This is a genomic window from Pseudarthrobacter sp. MDT3-1 (assembly GCF_054510755.1).
The window spans coordinates 162642-181101 of the sequence record NZ_JBTNDX010000003.1; the positions used below are offsets into that span (position 1 = coordinate 162642).

The 18460-nt window shown below is 65.4% G+C and carries 15 protein-coding genes; 7 read left to right on the forward strand and 8 right to left on the reverse strand.

All coding sequences use genetic code 11. From position 1 onward, the window contains the following. The first annotated feature begins 52 nt into the window (after positions 1-52). From ACX80X_RS03405 to ACX80X_RS03415, 3 genes are all read left to right on the forward strand, one after another. Entirely contained in the window at positions 53-1609 is a 1557-nt protein-coding gene (locus ACX80X_RS03405; RefSeq protein WP_252598807.1) for a circularly permuted type 2 ATP-grasp protein, read from the forward strand. A gap of 75 nt (positions 1610-1684) precedes the next feature. Then, on the forward strand, positions 1685-2611 hold the full coding sequence (locus ACX80X_RS03410; RefSeq protein WP_056339904.1) for an alpha-E domain-containing protein: 927 nt from the start codon (positions 1685-1687) through the stop codon (positions 2609-2611). Further along, positions 2608-3459 carry a transglutaminase family protein gene (locus ACX80X_RS03415; RefSeq protein ID WP_104061463.1) on the forward strand — a complete coding sequence of 284 codons (852 nt, stop codon included), beginning with the start codon at positions 2608-2610 and terminating at the stop codon, positions 3457-3459. The genes ACX80X_RS03410 and ACX80X_RS03415 overlap by 4 nt, the downstream gene beginning before the upstream one ends. Before the next feature lie 33 nt (positions 3460-3492). Here the strand turns inward: ACX80X_RS03415 and ACX80X_RS03420 are convergent, their stop codons facing one another. The 3 genes from ACX80X_RS03420 to glgC form a co-directional block, all read right to left on the reverse strand. Next, complete coding sequence (locus ACX80X_RS03420) at positions 3493-3990, reverse strand: pyridoxamine 5'-phosphate oxidase family protein (RefSeq protein WP_252613760.1); 498 nt, start codon at positions 3988-3990, stop codon at positions 3493-3495. Between the two features lie 45 nt (positions 3991-4035). Then, positions 4036-5487 carry an SDR family oxidoreductase gene (locus tag ACX80X_RS03425; protein ID WP_252607957.1) on the reverse strand — a complete coding sequence of 484 codons (1452 nt, stop codon included), beginning with the start codon at positions 5485-5487 and terminating at the stop codon, positions 4036-4038. Positions 5488-5570: 83 nt separating this feature from the next. Beyond that, entirely contained in the window at positions 5571-6980 is a 1410-nt protein-coding gene (glgC, locus tag ACX80X_RS03430) for a glucose-1-phosphate adenylyltransferase (RefSeq protein WP_252598810.1), read from the reverse strand. Between the two features lie 99 nt (positions 6981-7079). Here glgC and glgA point away from each other — a divergent pair, with 99 nt between their 5' ends. Then, positions 7080-8276: a glycogen synthase gene (gene glgA / locus ACX80X_RS03435; protein ID WP_058932487.1), complete on the forward strand. Its 1197-nt coding sequence runs from the start codon at positions 7080-7082 to the stop codon at positions 8274-8276. A 163-nt stretch (positions 8277-8439) separates the two neighbouring features. On the opposite strand, the gene ACX80X_RS03440 is transcribed toward glgA, so the two are convergent. Continuing rightward, positions 8440-10602, reverse strand: a complete 2163-nt coding sequence (locus ACX80X_RS03440) for an acyl-CoA dehydrogenase family protein (RefSeq protein ID WP_252598811.1) — start codon at positions 10600-10602, stop codon at positions 8440-8442. Between the two features lie 53 nt (positions 10603-10655). Next, entirely contained in the window at positions 10656-11348 is a 693-nt protein-coding gene (locus tag ACX80X_RS03445; RefSeq protein WP_374209896.1) for a TetR/AcrR family transcriptional regulator, read from the reverse strand. Between the two features lie 61 nt (positions 11349-11409). On the opposite strand from ACX80X_RS03445, the gene ACX80X_RS03450 reads away from it, so the two are divergent. From ACX80X_RS03450 to ACX80X_RS03460, 3 genes are read left to right on the forward strand one after another with little or no spacing between them, the layout of a single operon-like run. Continuing rightward, positions 11410-12777, forward strand: coding sequence for an acetyl-CoA C-acetyltransferase (locus ACX80X_RS03450; protein WP_252598813.1), 1368 nt, complete (start codon positions 11410-11412; stop codon positions 12775-12777). A 9-nt stretch (positions 12778-12786) separates the two neighbouring features. Further along, entirely contained in the window at positions 12787-14127 is a 1341-nt protein-coding gene (locus ACX80X_RS03455) for a 3-oxoacyl-ACP reductase (protein ID WP_252598814.1), read from the forward strand. Then, positions 14124-15050: a MaoC family dehydratase gene (locus tag ACX80X_RS03460; RefSeq protein ID WP_252598815.1), complete on the forward strand. Its 927-nt coding sequence runs from the start codon at positions 14124-14126 to the stop codon at positions 15048-15050. Before ACX80X_RS03455 ends, ACX80X_RS03460 begins: the two co-directional genes overlap by 4 nt. Here the strand turns inward: ACX80X_RS03460 and ACX80X_RS03465 are convergent. The 3 genes from ACX80X_RS03465 to ACX80X_RS03475 all read right to left on the reverse strand — a co-directional run bounded on the left by ACX80X_RS03465 (position 15047) and on the right by ACX80X_RS03475 (position 18450). Continuing rightward, a complete protein-coding gene (locus tag ACX80X_RS03465; RefSeq protein ID WP_252598923.1) occupies positions 15047-16099 on the reverse strand; it encodes an FUSC family protein in 1053 nt (350 codons plus the stop codon). The two genes, ACX80X_RS03460 and ACX80X_RS03465, sit on opposite strands and share 4 nt — an antisense overlap. A 93-nt stretch (positions 16100-16192) precedes the next feature. Next, complete coding sequence (locus ACX80X_RS03470) at positions 16193-17302, reverse strand: serine hydrolase domain-containing protein (RefSeq protein ID WP_252598816.1); 1110 nt, start codon at positions 17300-17302, stop codon at positions 16193-16195. Between the two features lie 38 nt (positions 17303-17340). Next, a complete protein-coding gene (locus ACX80X_RS03475) occupies positions 17341-18450 on the reverse strand; it encodes a glutathione S-transferase family protein (RefSeq protein WP_252613761.1) in 1110 nt (369 codons plus the stop codon). Positions 18451-18460: the final 10 nt, after the last annotated feature.

Consider the following 18460-nt stretch of genomic DNA (forward strand, 5'->3'; position numbering starts at 1 on the left):
ACAATGGATGGCGGTAATGATTTCGAAACAAAAAGATGGTTGGCTAAAGGACATGTCAGACCTATTTCAGGATTACTCCGAGGCCGCCGAACGTACCGGCGCCTACGACGAGATGTTCGCCCCCGGCCAGGAAGCACGCGAGTCGTACGGCCAGGTGGCCGATGCCCTTAGCAAGCTCTCCCTCGCTGACGTCAGCGCCCGGGCGGACTCCATGGCACGGACCTTCCTGGACCGCGGTGTGACGTTTGACTTCGCGGGGGAGGAGCGGCCTTTTCCGCTCGACATCGTCCCCCGCGTTATCCCCGCCGATGAGTGGACCGTGCTGGAAAAGGGCGTGGCGCAGCGCGTCCGGGCCTTGGAAGCCTTCCTCAACGATGTCTACGACAAAATGAATGTGGTGGCGGACGGCGTCATCCCGCGCCAGCTCGTCACCACCAGCGCCCACTTCCACCGCCAGGTGCACGGCTTCGAGCCGTCCGGCGGAGTCCGAGTGCACATCTCCGGCATCGATGTGGTGCGCGACGCCGCAGGCACCTTCCGCGTCCTGGAAGACAATGTGCGGGTGCCGTCCGGCGTCAGCTACGTCCTGGAAAACCGGCGGGCCATGGCCAAGGGCCTGCCCGAAGCGTTTGGCCAGCAGCTCATCCGGCCGGTCGAAGAGTACCCCCGCCGGCTGCTGTCCGCGCTGCGCAAAACGGCGCCCGCCGGCGTCGACGATCCCACGGTTGTGGTGCTGACCCCCGGCGTCTTTAACAGCGCCTACTTCGAACACACACTGCTGGCCGGCCTGATGGGCGTGGAGCTCGTCGAAGGCCGCGACCTCATCTGCCGCGGCAACCGCGTCTACATGCGCACCACGGCCGGTGAGCAGCGCGTGGACGTGATCTACAAACGCATCGATGACGAGTTCCTGGACCCCCTGCAGTTCCGCTCGGATTCCATGCTCGGCTGCCCGGGGCTGGTCAACGCCGCCAGGGCCGGCGGCGTGACCATCGCCAACGCCGTGGGCAACGGCGTGGCCGACGACAAACTTGTCTACAGCTACGTTCCGGACCTCATCCGCTACTACCTCAGCGAGGAGCCCGTCATCGCGAACGTGGATACGTTCCGGCTGGAGGAGAAGGACTCCAGGGAATACGTCCTTGACAACCTGGCTGAGCTTGTGGTGAAGCCCGTGGACGGCTCCGGCGGCAAAGGCCTGGTGATCGGGCCGGACGCCTCCAACGATGAACTCGAGGCCCTGCGCAAGCGGGTCGTCGCTGACCCTCGAGGCTGGATCGCCCAGCCGGTCCTGCAGCTTTCCACCGTGCCAACGCTCGGCGGGGACAAGTTCGGCCCGCGGCACGTGGACCTGCGCCCCTTTGCCGTCAACGACGGCGACGATGTCTGGGTACTTCCTGGCGGACTCACCAGGGTGGCGCTCAAGGAAGGCTCCCTCATTGTGAACTCCAGCCAGGGCGGCGGCTCCAAGGACACCTGGGTGCTGGCAGACTCGCCCCAGGTGCCGGTGGAAACTGTTCCGCGGCCCACCATTTCCATCCGCGAGCGGGTATCCGTCTGGCCCGTGGAGAGCAACTGGCGCGACCGCCAGTCGGAGCAGCAGCAGTGAGCCGGGCCATCGAACCGGCACAAATGTTCACGGGGTCATCCCCACAGATTTCGGACGCGCAGGAGGTCACCGCGAATGCTTAGCCGTATTGCTGAGTCCCTATTTTGGATCGGACGCTACGTGGAGCGGGCCGACGGCACCGCCCGCATCCTGGACGTGCACCTGGAACGCCTGAACCACCTCCCCATGGACGAACGCCGCAGGGTGGCCCAGGAACTGCTCGCAGTGATGGGCGCCCGGCCGCAGAGCGAAGACTTCGGCCTGCCCGAACTCCTCCATGCGCTGGCGTACGACAAAACAAGCGCAACCTCCATCGCCGGGTCGCTGGGAGCCGCGCGCGAGAATGCCCGCCGTGCCCGCGAGACCGTGTCCTCGGGCCTGTGGGAAAGCCTCAACACCACCTACTACGGGCTGAGCCAGCACCGCAAGGACGTGGTGGGGACGTACCGCTTCTGCAACTGGACGCTGGAACGGACGGCCATGGTCAGCGGCCTGGCCGACACCACGGTGAGCCATGACGAAAGCTGGCTGTTCCTGGTATTGGGCCGGTCCCTGGAGCGCGCGGACATGACGGCGCGGATGCTTTCCACCCGGGATGTCCTTTCTGCAGGTATGTCCTGGGTCAACATGCTGCGGTGCGCGGGGGCCTATGAGTCGTTCCTGCGGACGCGCCGGGCCGCGTTCGGGGACCAGCACGCCGCCGAGTTCCTCCTGCTTGACCGGCTGTTCCCGCGGTCCATCGTCTACGCCCTGCGCGACGCTGATGAGTGCCTCGCCAAGCTGGACCCTTCGGCGCAGCGCGTGGGCTTCATCAACGACGCCCGCCGGATCGTGGGCCAGGCCCGTACGTTCCTAGAGTTCCACCGGACGGACGATCTGATGTCCGAACTGCCCGAGCACATGGAACGCGTGCAGAAGGCCGTCTCGCAGGCCTCGGACGCCATTTCCCGTAAATACTTCAATCAGGCAGACGAACTCGCCTGGGTGGGAGAAGTTTCATGACCCGGCTGAGCATCATCCACACCACGGCCTACAAGTACAACAAGCGCGTCACGCTCTCGTACAACGAAGCCCGCATGACGCCGCTGACCGACCCCCAGCAGGTGGTCCTTGAATCCGTGCTCAAGGTCTCGCCGACGCAGGCGGCCGTGAGCAACTACCGGGACTACTGGGGCACGCGGGTCACCGCCTTCGACATGCAGATGCCGCACGACCACCTTGAGGTCGTTTCCAACATCACCGTTGAAGTGCACCGGGCGGAAAAAATCCCGGCTGACGCAGACATCGCCGGCTGGGACGTCCTGGCATCGAAGGAATCGTTGAATACGTTCAGCGACTGGCTGCCGCAGTCCCAGCTGAGCGGTCCCGGTGACGAGGTACTGGGCATCATTCCAGGTGTCGTGGAGGGCAAGAACCCGCACGAGGCCGCCATGGCCATCTTCGAATGGATGCGCGGCGAGATGACGTACATGTCCGGTTCCACCGCGGTTACCACCAACGCCGAGGAAGCGTGGGGACAGCGGCAGGGCGTCTGCCAGGACCTCGCGCACCTCGCCATCGGCGCGCTGCGCAGCTGCGGCATTCCCGCCCGGTACGTCTCCGGATACCTGCACCCGCGGTCGACGGCGGCCATCGGCGAGACAGTCGCCGGCCAGTCACATGCGTGGCTGGAGTTCTGGGACGGCGAGTGGCGCAGCTGGGATCCTACGAACCACAAGCCGGCAGGGGACTACCATGTCACCGTCGCCAGGGGCCGGGACTACCGGGACGTACCACCGCTGAAGGGCATCCTGTCCGGCGGCGGCGGATCGGCGCTCAGCGTGAGCGTGGAAATCACCCGCCTCGCTTAGGCAGTCGGGGGCGTTTCCTCGTCCTGCCCAGGACTACTCCGGGGCTGCCTTGGCCGCTCCGCTGAGCTGGGTCCACCAGGTCATGGGTGCGGTGACTTTGAACCGGCGCCCGGTCACTGTTCCCGGGCTCACCCGGACAAAGGTGTCTTTCTTCCCGGCCTGCCATGGGAAGAGGTACAGGGCTGCGGAGTCCAGGATGCCTTCGGTTCCTGTGATGACCTTTGCCGGTCCCTTGACCACCACGCTCCAGGCCAGGCCGCTGACGGCATCCACGCCGTCGGCCTCCAACGCCACAGCGGCACCTCCCGAGGCGGCGGCCAGCTTGGTTCCAGCGCCGGTGCGGAACACTAATGTTCCGCCGTCCACCGTGTAGTTGATGGGGAAGATGTCAGGCTGGCCGTCCACCAGGACGGCCAGCCTGCCTACCGAAACCGTCCGCAACAGGGCCCAGCATTCGTGGTGTTCCAGGTTCTGGACCTGGGACGTTGGTTCGCTGGACGTTGACCCGGTGGACGTTGCTTCGCTGCTCATGCCGCCGAGCCTACGCCCAACGCACCGGAGAGGACAGCGTCCGTCCTACCAGGGGCTGGGCTTGTAGTCCTTGAGGAAGACCCCGTACTGGTCCTCGCCGTTTTCGCCCATCACGATCGGATCGTAGACGCGGGCGGCGCCGTCCACCAGGTCCAGGGGTGCGTGGAAGCCCTCTTCCATAAGCCGGACCTTGGTGAAGTGCGGGCGTTCGTCGGTGATCCAGCCGGTGTCCACCGCTGTCATCAGGATCCCGTCGGCGTCCAGCATTTCCTGGGCGCTGGTCCGGGTCATCATGTTCAGGGCCGCCTTGGCCATGTTGGTGTGCGGATGCCCGGGGCCCTTGTAGGCGCGGGAGAACTGGCCTTCCATGGCGGAGACGTTGACGATGTATTTCCGGTGCGCCGTGGAGCGCTTCATGGCGTCCCGGAGCCTGCTGACCAGCAGGAACGGGGCCGTGACGTTGCAGAGCTGGACTTCCAGCATTTCCAGGGGGTCAACCTCGTCCACCACCTGGGTCCAGCTGTTGATGTCAGCCAGGTCCGGGACGAGCCCGCCGGCGTCGATCGCTGTTCCGGAGGCGATCCGCTCCAGCGAGGCCGAACCGGTGGAGAGCGCCAGCGAAGTGATGGCGTCGCCGGCCAGAACCGGGTGATCCGTGACACTGCTCGCCAGGGCGAGGGGGTGTTTGTCGTGGGCGTGGCCGAAGGTCACCAGTTCCGGTCCGCCGTTGGCCGGCTCCAGCGCTGCCGGCAGCGGCTCGTCCTCGGCGTCCACCAGGGGTTTGTAGGCGTTGCCGGATCGGCGCACCGTTTGGGCGGCGTTGTTGATGATGATGTCCAGGGGGCCCGCGGCGTTGAGCGAATCCGTCAAGGCCATCACCTGTGACGGGTCGCGCAGGTCGATGCCCACGATCCGGAGCCGGGGCAGCCACTCGCTGCTGTCTTCCATTGCCGCAAAACGGCGTGCGGCGTCTTTGGGGAACCTGGTGGTGATGGTGGTGTGCGCGCCATCCCGGAGCAGGCGCAGCGCGATGTACATGCCGATTTTGGCCCGCCCGCCGGTGAGCAGCGCACGCCGGCCTGTCAGGTCGGTGCGGGCATCCCGCTTGCTGTGGCTGAAGGCGGCGCATTCCGGGCACAGCTGATGATAAAAAGCGTCCACCTGCGTGTAGTGCTTCTTGCAGATATAGCAGGGGCGGGAACGGATCAGGTGCCCGGCCACCTTGCCCGTCGCCGAAGTCTCCAGCTTGTTGCCCTGGGTCTCGTCGTCGATCCGGTCCGGTGCTGCCGTTGCCGTCTGGGCGATGACGGCCCGGTCGGCTTCGGAGATCAGGTCCCGCTTGGTGACGCGGCGGTGACGCTTCACGGCCTTGAACATCTTCCCGGTGGCACGGCGCACCGAGACATAGTCGGGGTGTTCCTCGTCGTAGACGTGGATGGTGTTCAAAACCTTGAGGCAGGCCTGGATTTCCTCAGGCGTCAGATCGGGGGAGCTCATTGTACCGATTTTACAGCCTGGCGAAGATCCAGCCTGACCGTGCCGCCGGGTTCGCAGCCCGGCCAGGCCTGCCAGTACTTCGCTTAGCCCTTGCGGCTGCCGGCTGCGGCCTGCGAGGCTGATTGGGCGTGGACCGCAGCGGCCTGCTCGACTGATTCGCGGAGTTCGGGGTAGTTGGCCGTGGCTGCCTTGACGGCATCCGGTACCAGGTGGAGGTTCTTAGCGGCGAGCGCACGTTCCGCGTCCCCGGGCTCAGGCACCTGCTGGCCCTTGGCGAGCACCGTAATACCGGATTCCGTCACCTTGAACCCGCGGGCGCGGTCCAGGTCATGGTCCAGGCCGATCGCGGCGCCGGCCGGAACCTTAACGTTCTTGTCCAGGATGGCCCGGTTGACCACGGCACCTTCGCCGATAATCACTTTGTCCATCAGGACCGAGTCGATAACCCTGCTGCCGTTCCCCACAAAGACGTCGTTGGACAGGACGGAGCCCTCCACGACGCCGCCGGAGACGACCACGCCGCTGGACACGATGGAGTCCAGGGCGGTGCCCACGGTGTCGTTTTGACCGCGGACGAACTTGGCCGGCGGGGAGATGCTCTGGCGCGTGTAAATGGGCCACTCAGAGTTGTAGAGGTTGAACACAGGCAACGGGGAGATGAGGTCAATGTGGGCGTCGTAGAACGAATCAATGGTGCCGACGTCGCGCCAGTAGGTCCGGTCGCGTTCCGTGGAGCCGGGGATGTCGTTGAGGGTGAAGTCGTAGACTCCGGCGTCACCCTGGCTGACGAAGTAGGGGATGATGTCCCCGCCCATGTCGTGCTTGGTGTCGAGCCGTTCGGCGTCCACGTGAAGGGCATCCACCAGCGCGTCGGCGTCGAAAACGTAGTTGCCCATGGAAGCCAGGAACTGGGTGGGATCAGCGGCCAGGCCAGGAGTTGTGGCGGGCTTTTCCACAAATGCAGCGATCTTCTGCGGGTCCTCCTGGTCCACCTCGATCACACCGAACTGGTTGGCCATGCTCAACGGCTGGCGCACGGCGGCCACAGTGGCCTTGGCGCCGCTCTGCACATGCTGCTCCACCATCTGGGCGAAGTCCATGCGGTACACGTGGTCCGCACCAACCACGACGACGATGTCGGGGTTGGCGTCATGGATCAGGTTCAGGGACTGGTAGATGGCGTTGGCGCTGCCGAGGAACCAGCTCTTGCCGACGCGCTGCTGCGCCGGCACGGACGCCACATAATTGCCCAACTGCGTGGACATCCGCCAGGTCTCGGAAATGTGGCGGTCAAGGCTGTGGGACTTGTACTGGGTCAGGACCACGATCTGCAGGTAGCGTGAATTCACCAGGTTGGACAGCGCAAAGTCGATCAGCCGGTAACTGCCGGCAAAAGGCACTGCAGGTTTCGCCCGGTCTGCCGTCAGTGGCATTAGCCTGTTTCCCTCGCCGCCCGCGAGGACAATGGCCAGGACTCTTTTATTCAACGGCATGGTAGTAGCTCCTGTACGCCTTCGTAACCCCAAACAGTCCGGCATGCCCGGACCCCTTCACACTAGAACAGATAGTGCGGAAGGACTACCTTGGGTAACGTGCGAATAGACATTGTGACTAAAGAGTTCCCGCCCGAGATCTACGGAGGCGCCGGAGTCCACGTGGCCGAATTGAGCAGGGTGCTTAGTAAGCATGTTGACCTGCAAGTTCGTGCCTTCGGGGCACCCCGCGACGCCGATTACCACGGTGCCGGGGTGACCTCCTATTCCGTTCCCGAAGACCTGGGCTCGGCCAACGCCGCCGTCCAGACGCTCGGGGTGGACCTGCGGATCGTGCCGGACGTGGCAGGTGCCGATCTGGTCCATTCGCACACCTGGTATGCGAACATGGCCGGCCATCTGGCGTCCCTGCTCCACGGCATCCCGCACGTATTAAGTGCCCACAGCCTGGAGCCCCTGAGGCCGTGGAAGGCCGAGCAGCTTGGCGGCGGCTACGCATTGTCCTCCTGGGTCGAGAAAACTGCCTACGAGGCGGCAGCAGCGATCATCGCCGTTTCGGAAGGCATGCGCCAGGACATCCTTCGCAGCTACCCGGACGTTGACCCTGCCAAAGTCAGGGTGGTCCACAACGGCATCGACGTCGAATTGTGGCAGCGCGACGAAAACCAGGACGCCGTCCGCGCCCTGGGCATTGATCCGGATAAGCCGAGCGTGGTGTTTGTCGGCCGCAACACGCGCCAGAAGGGCGTGCCTTACCTCCTGCGTGCAGCCGCGAAGCTTCCGGCCGATGTGCAGCTCGTGCTGTGCCTTGGGGCGGCGGATACTCCCGAGCTCGCCGCAGAAACTGCACGCCTGATCGAGGAGCTGCAGAGCCAGCGGACCGGCGTCGTGCTGATCGAACGGATGCTGCCGCGGAACGAACTCATCCAGGTCCTCAGCCACGCCACAGCGTTCGCCTGCCCGTCCATCTATGAACCGCTGGGCATCGTCAACCTCGAGGCGATGGCCTGCGGTGCTGCCGTGGTGGCCAGCGCTACGGGCGGCATTCCCGAGGTGGTCCAGCATGGCGAGACGGGCCTGTTGGTGGACCTGGAGCAGGTCACCGACGGTACAGGCACGCCGCTTGATCCGGAGAAGTTCGTGACGGAATTTGCCGCCGCTCTGACCGAGGTGGTGTCCGATCCCGAACGGGCACGTGCTATGGGCCAGGCCGGCCGCCGCCGTGCGGAGGAGCACTTCTCCTGGGACTCCATCACCGAGACCACCCTCGAGGTCTACCGCTCAGTGCTTTCCTGACGGACGGCAGGAACAGCAGCACTAGTGACCAGACATCGCACGACGGCGCCGCCCCCACCGAGGGGATTGGCGCCGTCGTTCGTACAAAACGCTTGATCCAACGCGGGGTCACAACGTGCCCATTCCGGGGCGTCGGAGGGGCTTGAAGTGACCTCGCGTTGCTTTATCGGGAGGTAGCCGTGCGCGCCAGCAGCACTTTTTCGTCGACGGGTGCGTTGCCGCTGGCCCGCTGTGCCCTGACGTAGGCGCGGGCCTCGTCCTGCCGGGTCTTCTCGGCACCGGTGGCGATCGCCGCACGCACGTGATCATCGCCGTACCCGAAGGCGTCCACAAGGTCCAGGGCATGGGGCCTGATCTTGACCAGGAGCCGGTTAATGTAATCACCCACGGTGCGTGCCCGTTGCATGGAGAGCCGGCCGTTCATCAGGTACCAGGACAGGTTCTTCTCGATCAGCGACAGGCCGAACAGGTCGCGCAGCCAGGTCAGGACCCGCTTGGTGCCGGGGTCCGTGACGTCTTCCAGGGCCGCCGTGAACGCCTCCCATTGCAGGAGCTCGGCGTGGGCCTGGGCAGCATCGATCAGCTCGTTCTGGTGCTGGTTGAAGAGGGCTGCCCCCTTTTCGACGGGCAGCTTGTTGGCGCCCTTCAGGGCCGCCCCGACGTCGGCCACCATGGTCTGGACGCGGTCCGTCAGGAGGGCGCGCTGGCCTTCCTCGTCCCGGAGCGCAATGGCAGCCTTCTGGACTGATCCGGTATCGGCGACGAACTGTGCCACCTGCCGCAGGCCGGTGCGGTGGATCGCCACGCCCGTTGCCTGGGCCACCACGTAGCGTGCAAGGACGCCAAAATCGACATTCCTGAACTCCTTGGCATAGTCGGCCAGGAGGCGCTTGGCCACAAGCTGGAGCAGCACGGTGTTGTCGCCCTCAAACGTGACATAGACGTCCATGTCCGCACGAAGGGAGGCATAGCGGTTTTCGATCAGGAAGCCGGCGCCGCCGCACGCCTCGCGGCATTCCTGCAGGGTGTCAAGGGCATGCCAGGTGCTCAGCGGCTTCAGGGCTGCGGCGAGGGTTTCCAAATCCTGCCGGTCCTCGTCAGTATCGTGGGCGCCGGAAAAGACGTCGTCGAATTTCTGGAGGAGCTGCTCGTGCGCGAAGCCCGCGGCATACGTCGTGGCCAGCCGGGTAAACAGGCGCCGCTGGTGGCGCTGGTAGTCCAGGAGGACCTCTTCGTCAGTGTGTGACGACGCTTTAAACTGGCGCCGTTCGGTGGCGTAGCGGATGGCTGCTGTCAGGGCGACCTTCGACGCCGCCACGGCCGCGCCGTCCAATGACACGCGGCCCTGGACGAGAGTTCCCAGCATGGTGAAAAAGCGGCGGCCGGGGCTGGCAATGGACGACGTGTAGGTCCCGTCAGGTGCCACATCGCCGTAGCGGTTCAGCAGGTTGGTGCGGGGGATGCGGACGTTGTCGAAATGCAGCCTGCCGTTGTCGATCCCGTTGAGGCCGCCCTTGACTCCGTCGTCCTCGCCACCGATCCCGGGCATGAACTCCTTGGTCTGGGGGTCCCGGAGGTCAACGTAGAAGGCATGCACGCCATGGTTGACGCCATTTGTCACGAGCTGGGCGAAAACGACGGCGCCGAGGCCGTCGATGGCTGCATTGCCGATGTAGTCCTTCCACGCAGCGCGGAACGGTGTATGGACCACAAATTCCTGGGTTTTGACGTCGTAGGTCGCGGTGGTGGCGATGCTGGCCACATCGGAACCGTGGCCGGTCTCCGTCATGGCGAAGCAGCCGGGGATCTCCAGGCTCATGATGCCTGGCAGCCAGTTGGTGTGGTGCTGCTGCGTGCCCAGGTGCATCACGGCCGAGCCGAAGAGGCCCCACTGGACACCAGCCTTAATCTGCAGGGACGGGTCGGCGGTGACCAGTTCCTCGAAGGCCGCGATGTTGCCGCCGTGGTCATCGGAACCGCCCAGTGCCAACGGGAAGGCCCGGTGTACGGCGCTGTTGTCCACGAGGTACTTCAACTGGCCGAAGGTTCGCGTCCGGTGTTCGGTGTGCGTCAGTCCTTCAATTTTGTGCAGTGCAGGGTCACTGGCCAGCGCGCGGGATTGGCGACGGGAGTCCGCCCATTTGCCCAGGAGTTGCTCGCCGAGGGCGGCAACGTCGACGGCGGGCTGCACAGCCGAGCCGTAGTTGGCGCTGGGGCTGGTGACCGCTGGGCCCGCAGCGGCTGTGTTCGCTACGGCGGCATTAGCTACGGCTGTATTCGTTACGGCGGCGTCCGGGCCGGTGGGGCGGTCCACTACTTCGGTCATGTCAATGTCCTTCGTTGGTTCTGACAGGAGGGTGTGAGGTTCTTGGGGCGGAATCATGCCGCGCTGGCGGGGCTAAGCTCGGGGGCGATCCCCACGCATAACCAGGCCGTGACCTGGCGGGCCATGGCTTCCTGGTCCGGTTTCGCCGCCGAAGCCGGCGTGCTGAGCCATTGCTCACCGGCATTTCGGACCAGGCCGATGGCCGCCGTGGGCCAGTAGCCGATCACCGCTTCTTTGCCTTCGCCGAGGTGGGTCCGCATTGGCGCGGCGATCATCTCTGCGATGGAATCGAAGAAGTGGCCAAGGGCTCCCGAGATGGCCGCCGATCCCGGGTGGCTGTCCGCATCCACCGGCGCATAGCGGGTGACGAAACTGTAGACATTGGGGCTGGTTTCCGCCATCTGGAGATAGGCAGAAATCATGGCCAGCAGCCCTTCCCGAGGAGTCTGGGCACCCTGCGCCGCTTCGCGGATCTTGCGCTGCATCTGGCTCAGGACAACTTCCCCGACGGCGTGCTGAAGTCCTGCCTTATCGCCGAAATAGCGGTAGAAGACCGACTTTGAGGTGCCGGCGGCCGCTGCAATCTCCTCCATGGAGGCATCGCTGCCCAGCGCGTGGACCGCGCGGCGTGCGGACTTGATGAGCGCCCGGCGTCGTTCCTCCCGGTGGGTCTGCCAGCGGGCCGAACGGCCGTCGGCAATTGCGCCGGCAGCCGGCGTCGGGACTTCTGCGTGGAGGTTGTTCACGATACTCAGCGTATCAGGTACGCTGGGTATCGGTAACCGTCGCAGATCAGAGGAGTCACCCATGTCCGTCAATGGACAGTCCGGCACCGGACCCCACGAATTCGCCAGCCCCACGACTTCCGGCGCGGCGCGTCCAGTCCGCCGGGCCGTAATTGTGGGTGGTAACCGGATCCCGTTTGCCCGGTCCGGCGGGGCCTACACAAAGTCTTCCAACCAGGACATGCTCACCGCCGCACTGGATGGTCTTATCGCCAGGTTTGGCCTCCAGGATGAGCGGATCGGCGAGGTTGCGGCGGGGGCCGTACTCAAGCACTCCCGCGACTTCAACCTCACCCGCGAGGCAGTCCTGGGTTCGGCGTTGTCGGCGGAAACCCCCGCCTACGACCTGCAGCAGGCGTGCGCCACCGGCCTCGAAACGGTTCTGGGCCTGGCCAACAAGATCAAACTGGGCCAGATCGATTCCGCCATCGCCGGTGGTGTCGACTCGGCGTCGGATGCCCCCATTGCTGTCAGCGAAGGCCTCCGCGAGATACTCCTGGACCTCAACCGCGCCAAGACACTGCCCCAGCGCTTGCAGGTACTCAGCCGCCTGCGGCCCAGGGACCTGGCCCCCGATGCTCCGAATACGGGGGAGCCACGCACCGGCCTGTCCATGGGCGAGCACCAGGCGCTGACCACCGCGCAATGGAACATTTCGCGCGAGGCGCAGGATGAGCTGGCTTTCAACAGCCACCGCAACCTTTCCGCCGCGTATGACGCAGGATTCTTCGATGACCTCCTGACGCCATACCGAGGCCTCGCCAAGGACTCAAACCTGAGGGCGGACACCACATTGGAGAAGCTGGCTACACTCAAGCCCGTCTTCGGGAAGAGCCTCGGCGCCGAGGCCACCATGACGGCGGGAAACTCCACACCGCTGACCGACGGGGCCTCCACGGTCCTGCTCGCATCCGAAGACTGGGCTGATGCCCATGACCTGCCGAAGCTCGCCACCGTCGTGGATGGTGAAGCTGCCGCCGTGGACTTCGTCCACGGCAAGGACGGACTGCTTATGGCTCCCGCGTTTGCGGTCCCCAGGCTGCTGGCCCGCAACGGACTGACGCTGGATGACTTCGACTTCTTTGAGATCCACGAAGCCTTCGCCGGGACTGTCCTGAGCACCCTGGCCGCCTGGGAAGATGATGAGTTCGGCCGCACCCGGCTGGGACTTGAGGGTGCCTTCGGCAGCATCGACCGCACCAAGCTGAACGTCAACGGCTCCTCCCTGGCCGCGGGCCACCCGTTCGCAGCCACCGGCGGACGCATCGTGGCCTCGCTGGCCAAGATGCTGCAGGCCAAAGGCACCGTCGAGGGAAGGCCTGCGCGCGGACTTATTTCCATCTGCGCCGCCGGCGGCCAGGGCGTCGTCGCAATACTCGAAGCACTCTAGGGGTACCGGATGACGGATAAATACACCACGCTCGTCAACCAGGGCGTGGGCAAGAACATCGCCAAACGGCTGGGCCTGCCCCAGCCTGCCGTGCTGCGCCGCTTCAAGCCGGGCCAGCCCCTGGTCACCGGCCCCGTCCTCGTCCAGGGCAACACCGCCGGTGCCGACGAACTGGCCGCCAGGCTGCTCTCCTGGGACCTGGACGTCCGGCGCCACGCGGTGCCCCGCGAAAAACTTGGCGCGATCATTCTGGCCCTGGATGAGCTGACCCGGCCCGAGGATCTTGAAAAGCCTGTGCTGTCCGCCGCGGCATCACTGCGTGATCTCGGCCCCAGCGCCCGCGTCATCACCATCTCCCGGCCGGCCGCCGAAACCGCGTCCCCTGCACAGTCGGCTGCCCGGCAAGGCGTCGATGGCTTCCTGCGGTCGCTTGCCAAGGAACTCCGGGCCGGCGCAACAGCGAACGGCATCGTCCTGGCAGAAGGTGTCCAGAGCACCAGCCCCAGCGCCCTGGCCGCCCTTCGGTTCTTTCTGTCCGGCCGGTCGGCATTTGTGGATGGCCAGTTCCTGACTGTGGCAACCGAGCAGGGCCACCTGCCCCCGGACTTCGAGAAGCCGCTCGCCGGCAAGGTTGCCGTGGTCACCGGCGCCGCCCGCGGCATCGGTGCGGCTATTGCCCGGACCCTCCACCGGGACGGGGCCATCCTGGTCCTCGTAGACATCCCGGCAGCCGGGGACCATTTGGCCGCCGTCGCCAACGAAGTCCGCGGCACGGCCCTTCAACTGGACATCAGCCGCGCAGATGCCGGCCAGCGGATCATCGACCACGCCGTGCAGCGTCACGGCCGCCTGGACATCGTCATCCACAACGCAGGAATTACCCGGGACAAGCTGCTCGCCAATATGGACCACGGTCGCTGGACCTCCGTCGTGAACATCAACATCGCCGCCCAGCTCAGAATCAACGAAGCGCTCCTTGCTTCCGAACACTTCCGTAATTCACCACGGATTGTCTCGGTGGCATCCACCAGCGGCATCGCGGGCAACCGCGGCCAGACCAACTACGCGGCGTCCAAGGGCGGCGTGATGGGTATGGTGCGCGCTTCTGCGCCCCTTCTGGCGGCGAACGGCGGGACCATCAACGCGGTGGCGCCCGGTTTCATCGAAACAGACATGACAGCACGGATCCCGTTTGCCGTCCGCGAAGTGGGACGGCGGCTGAATTCGCTGCAGCAAGGTGGCCAACCGTCCGACGTCGCGGAGGCAATTTCCTTTCTGGCGAGCGACGCCGCCGGGGGCATCAACGGCGACGTGCTGCGGATCTGCGGACAGAACCTGGTGGGGGCATGAGTACTGTCCAGCCGGTCATCCTGGGGGAGATGCCGTCCCTGTCCAAGCTCTACGTCAATGCCGCCGCGCAGACCGCGCGGCGGCGCGTGTTGGGCACGCACAACGGATCAAACCTTCCGGTCACTAGCCACGAAGTGCGCGGGGTAAGGGCCGACGTCGGCAACCTCACCGCCTACCAGCACCTCATCGGGCTGACTGCCAGGGACACTCTGCCGGCCGGATACCTCCACGCACTGGCATTCCCGCTGGCCATGAGTGTGATGAACCGCGACGATTTCCCGCTGCCACTCCTGGGCATGGTCCATCTCAGCAACCATGTGGAGCAGAGGTCGCCGGTGCTCTTCACGGAATCCCTGGACATCCAGGCCAGGGTTGAGAACCTCCGGGGCCACCGATCCGGCACGCAACTTGACGTTGTGGCAGAGATCCGCGGCGCGGATACGCCGGACATCAAGTGGACCGGGCGCTCCTCCTACCTGGCCAAGGGCGTGTTCCTCCCCGGCATCGACAAGCCAACGCCCCACAACGGCCAGGCCGATTTCACGCCTCCGGACCCCACCGCGATTTGGCATTTGGGGGTCGACACGGGAAGGGCGTATGCCGCCGTTTCAGGAGACTTCAACCCCATCCACCTGAGCGTGCTTTCTGCCAAGGCCCTGGGCATGCGCCGCTCCATCGCACACGGGATGTACCTTGCCTCGAGGGCCCTCGCGGATGTCGGGCCGGCCAAGGGCGAAGCGTTCACGTGGGATGTCACGTTCGAGGCTCCGGTGTTCCTTCCTGCCCGCGTTGCCTTGGCTATCACCGCCCTGGATATCACCACGGCACAGACGCCTGGCGAAGGCTGGCAGCGGGCCGAATTTGTGGCGTGGAACCCCCGCTCCGGCCGCCGCCACTTCAGCGGCTCCGTGGCACCGATCTAGGACGCCGGCCGCACAGCCCTGAGGACACGGTGCAGGCTCAGGAGGATGGACCCGGACGCTGTCACGGCCGAATCCTCCTGGGCCCGCTCCGCAACCGTTGCCATACCGGCCTCCACCGCCGACTTTGCGGCAGCGAACAGCCGCCGCTGGTCGGCTTCATCCTCACCGTCGAACGAGGCCAGGAGTTCGCCTGTGGCGGTCATGGCCGCGGCCAGGGGCGCACTGTCGTTGAAAGGCACCGTATAAGGTGCGTCGTCTGTCCAGATGACATCGGACAGGACTTCTGTCATGTCCTGGATGTGGAACGTCACCCGCTCCAGGTCACGAAGGTTGCGGTAGTCGAGATCCACATCGCGAGGATGGAGCCGCCGCCGCGGATTGGCGCGCCGGCTCGCATCAGCCTCCTGCACGAGATGGCGGACCGTGCTGGCTGCTTCGGCCAGCTCGGTCGACCGGCGGGACCAGTCCTCATGCTCGGGAGGCCACTTTTCAGTCAGGGCCGTTCCCATGTCAGTCAGTTGCCGCCCGAGGGCCAGCCGGAGTTTGCCCAGGCTGGTGGCCGCCGCGTTGAAGTGCAGGGGAGGAAAGACCAGGAAGTTGACGGCAATGCCCACTACGACGCCGACGCCCATCTGGATGAGGTAGCCGAAGGAAAAGTCGTCCCGGTTGCTTCCCCCCACCAGCAGGACCAGCAGCGCCGCCGTCGGAATCCAATCGCTGCCCGAGCCGATGCGGGGGAGACCGCCGAGCAGCACGCCGAGTCCCATAACGACCGCAACAGACAGCGGTGACGGATCACCGACACTGACCAGCGCAAAGGCGAGCCCGATACCCAGAGCGAGTCCGACGAGCGCCTGGAGACCCTGCCGGAAGGATCCGGCCACGTTGTGGTACATCGACACCAGGGCGCCGAGCGGCGCGTAGTACGGATAGTCGGCAGCGGATCCTGGCATCAGGGGAGCAATGGCGAAAGCGAGGCCGGCGGCCAGAGCTGCCTTCGCCGCCAGCTGCAGGCGCTGTACTGTGAATGCCGACGAGAGACCGGCCACCGAATTCCGCAGGATTCGGGTTCCAGCGGAGGGCCGGCCCTGCGGCTGCGTTTGAGTGTCACCCATCAGCCCCACACTAGGTGCACCCGTGTACTAGGACAAGGCCGACGCCGCCCGCCGGACCTCCGCAGCCAGCCGATGAGCTTTGCCCTGGGTGCGTCCGTCCTCCGCCCGCTGCGGGATGTATCCGAAGCCGAGGCCGTACGCGGGATCGGCGAACCCCAGCGCAGCGTTGGCTCCCTCGTGGCCGAAGGCGCGGTGGCTGCCGAAATTCCGCGACACGTGTGGCTTCATAAAGACCACGGCAAAGGCGTTGTCCAGTCCGGACAGGCGGTCCAGGCCCCACACCTGCTCCTGGGACATGGCGCTGACGGTCTCAGGGGTCAACAAGGGGTCCCGGCCGTCCACACCGGTGATGGCCGCGGCGTAGAGCCTGGCCAGGCCCTCCGCCGTACCCACACCGCCGGCGGCACTCATCCCCGCGGCGCGGACGGCCCGTTGATTGGGAAGTTCCATGATTGTGCTGACTGCCGCGTTGCTGTTAAGCCCATCCAGGCTCAGCGGATCCAGCCATGGTTGAAGAGGATCGACGTCGTAGAGGACGTCACGGTAGCGCGGTTCCAGCTCTTCGGGCAGTCCCAGGAAGAAGTCGATGCCGTAGGCCGTGCGGATGCGCTGGTCATAGAGGCTCTGCAGGCTGGTTGCCGTGACCCGCCGGCAGAGTTCCTCCATAATGATTCCGATGGTGAGGGCGTGATATCCGAAGCAACTGCCAGGACGCCATGCGGGGCTTGTCGCTGCCAACCTTGCCGCGGCCAGGGAGGTGGTGAATTCGTCCAGGGCGATGCCTCCCTCGACTCCCACCAGTCCGGCCTGATGGGACAGGGCTTCACGCACCAGCAAGCGGTCCTTGCCATGGCAACCAAACTCGGGCCAGTAGTGCGCCACCGTCCGGTTAAGGTCCAGCAGCCCGCCCTGGACGAGCAGCGAAATCACCAGCGCCGCCACGCCCTTGGAAACTGAATACGCCCCCGTAACGGAATCGGCGGTGATGTGGGGCCCGCCGGACAGGTCCACGATCTTCACGCCGTCCCGGTAGGCCGCCAGTTGGGCGCTGTACTGCGGATCCGCGGCGAGAAGGGCCTCAAACAGATCCAAAACGCCTTCATAACCGGGTGCTGCAAAGCCAAAAGATTTCTGCATGGGGCTAGCCTAACCGGTTAGAAAGCGCTTTCCCGATCCTAAGCCGCTCCATGGCCGGGGGAAACTTCTTCGCCGGGGCGCACCGGCCCCGGGGGAGTGCCGTCACCGAACGGCCGGCCGCCCAGTGATTCCCTGCCATGGGGCTCCAGCCAGCCCGCCGGATCAGGACCCTGCGGCACCATCCGGGTGGGATTGATGTCCTCGTGGACGATGTAATAGTGCTGCTTGATCTGGACAAAATCGATCGTGTCTCCGAAACCGGGAGTCTGGAAAAGATCCCTTGCGTAGCCCCACAGGGCCGGCAGTTCGGTCAGCTTCTGCCGGTTGCACTTGAAATGCCCGTGATAGACGGCATCGAACCTGGCCAAGGTAGTGAACAGGCGGACATCCGCTTCCGTGATGGTGTCACCCACGAGGTACCGCTGTCCGGTGAGGCGTTCCTCGAGCCAGTCGAGCGCGGCCCACAGCCTGGTGTAGGCCGAGTCATAGGCCTCCTGGGAGCCCGCAAAGCCGCAGCGGTAGACGCCGTTGTTGACCTCGGTGAAGACGCGCTTGTTGACGGAGTCAATTTCGGCGCGGAGGTGTTCCGGGTAAAGGTCAGGCGCCCCGACCCGGTGGAAACGGGTCCATTCGGTGGCAAAGTCCAGGGTGATCTGAGGGAAGTTGTTGGTGACCACCGCGCCGCTGGCAATATCAACGATCGCTGGCACCGTGATGCCGCGCGGGTAATCCGGGAAGCGCCGGAAATAGGCGCTCTGGATGCGCTCGATGCCAAGCACAGGGTCTACCCCGCGCGGATCGAGGTCAAAAGACCACGACCGGGCATCGTGGGTAGGGCCGGGCTGGCCAAGGGAGATGGAGTCCTCCAGGCCGAGGAGCCTACGCACAATCACGGCCCGGTTCGCCCACGGGCATGCCCGCGCCGCAATCAGCCGGTACCGGCCAGCTTCCACTGGCCACCCCGGCACGCCGTTGACGCCGGGACGGCCGTCGTGGGTGATCCGGTCCTCAATGTAATTCGTGTCCCGGTTGAACTCGGCACCGCCGGTCACATATGCGCCCAAGGTGCTGTGCCCGGTGCTGGTGTGCGTGCTGTCGGCAGCGGTGGCATTCGTGGCCTGCGGCCCGCTCGGAAATTCCTGGCTCATGCGGACCAGC

What these genes read in the sequence shown, in the direction of transcription:
- ACX80X_RS03460 (WP_252598815.1), top strand. Translation starts at nt 14,124, where the DNA reads ATGAGTACTGTCCAGCCGGTCATCCTGGGGGAGATGCCGTCCCTGTCC.
- glgC (WP_252598810.1), bottom strand. Translation starts at nt 6,980, where the DNA reads ATGCCGTTGAATAAAAGAGTCCTGGCCATTGTCCTCGCGGGCGGCGAG.
- ACX80X_RS03470 (WP_252598816.1), bottom strand. Translation starts at nt 17,302, where the DNA reads ATGCAGAAATCTTTTGGCTTTGCAGCACCCGGTTATGAAGGCGTTTTG.
- ACX80X_RS03425 (WP_252607957.1), bottom strand. Translation starts at nt 5,487, where the DNA reads ATGAGCTCCCCCGATCTGACGCCTGAGGAAATCCAGGCCTGCCTCAAG.
- ACX80X_RS03415 (WP_104061463.1), top strand. Translation starts at nt 2,608, where the DNA reads ATGACCCGGCTGAGCATCATCCACACCACGGCCTACAAGTACAACAAG.
- ACX80X_RS03420 (WP_252613760.1), bottom strand. Translation starts at nt 3,990, where the DNA reads ATGAGCAGCGAAGCAACGTCCACCGGGTCAACGTCCAGCGAACCAACG.
- ACX80X_RS03405 (WP_252598807.1), top strand. Translation starts at nt 53, where the DNA reads ATGTCAGACCTATTTCAGGATTACTCCGAGGCCGCCGAACGTACCGGC.
- ACX80X_RS03455 (WP_252598814.1), top strand. Translation starts at nt 12,787, where the DNA reads ATGACGGATAAATACACCACGCTCGTCAACCAGGGCGTGGGCAAGAAC.
- ACX80X_RS03440 (WP_252598811.1), bottom strand. Translation starts at nt 10,602, where the DNA reads ATGACCGAAGTAGTGGACCGCCCCACCGGCCCGGACGCCGCCGTAACG.
- ACX80X_RS03450 (WP_252598813.1), top strand. Translation starts at nt 11,410, where the DNA reads ATGTCCGTCAATGGACAGTCCGGCACCGGACCCCACGAATTCGCCAGC.
- ACX80X_RS03410 (WP_056339904.1), top strand. Translation starts at nt 1,685, where the DNA reads ATGCTTAGCCGTATTGCTGAGTCCCTATTTTGGATCGGACGCTACGTG.
- ACX80X_RS03475 (WP_252613761.1), bottom strand. Translation starts at nt 18,450, where the DNA reads ATGAGCCAGGAATTTCCGAGCGGGCCGCAGGCCACGAATGCCACCGCT.